Below are 747 nucleotides of genomic sequence, written 5' to 3' on the forward strand. Positions count from 1 at the left end.
GGCTCGGGCGGCTCGGCGGTGGGCGGGGCGGCGAGCACGTCGGCGCGCACGGGGCGCGGCGCGGCGAAGACCGAGCCCTGAGCCAGCGCGACGTCGAGGTCGATCAGGTCCGGCACCTCGCCCTCGGCCTCGACCGCCTGCGCAACGAGGCGGATGCCGGCCCGGGCGAGGGCGGTGACCAGATCCTCGACGGCGATGTCGGCGAGGTCCGGCCGGTCGGGACGCAGCAGGAGGCCCGCCGGCACCTTGACCTGACCGACGCCGACGCGCGCCAGGGCGATGCCGTCGAAGCGCAGGTCCTGCGGCCGGTCGAGGGCGAAGCCCACCTTGCCGCGAAGGGCCGCGAGCGCGTTCGCCTGCTCGGGGTCGAGGCTGCGCCAGCTGGCCTGCGGCAGGGCGAGCACGAGACGGCCGGCAAGGCCGGACTCGTCGCCCACCAGCCGGGCGAGCCACCGCAGGAAGCCGGGCTCGTAGAGCGAGAGCGGCGAGAGACCGTAGGTGACGCTCGCCTCACTGCCGCGGCTGCCGAGATGGCGCGCGACGGTCGCGGCGCGCTGGAGCATGCGACGGTCGAGCTCGGTGGTGCGGCCGTGCCGCTCCAGCACCGGCAGGAAGTCCTCGGGCACGATCAGGTCCGTGCCCGCGCGCAGCCGCGCCAGCGCCTCGTAGGCCACGACCTTGCGCTGCGGCAGGGTGACGACGGGCTGGAGATGCACCTCCAGCCCCTCGCCCTCGAAGGCCGCGACC

General features: G+C 76.0%; 1 protein-coding gene. It reads right to left on the bottom strand.

All coding sequences use genetic code 11. The features are described from left to right. The coding region (locus AX737_RS13570; RefSeq protein WP_156453700.1) for an EAL domain-containing protein at positions 1-747 on the bottom strand (747 nt) is incomplete at both ends.

The sequence above is a fragment of the Methylobacterium sp. CCH5-D2 genome (genome assembly GCF_001556475.1).
Classification (GTDB): domain Bacteria; phylum Pseudomonadota; class Alphaproteobacteria; order Rhizobiales; family Beijerinckiaceae; genus Methylobacterium; species Methylobacterium hispanicum.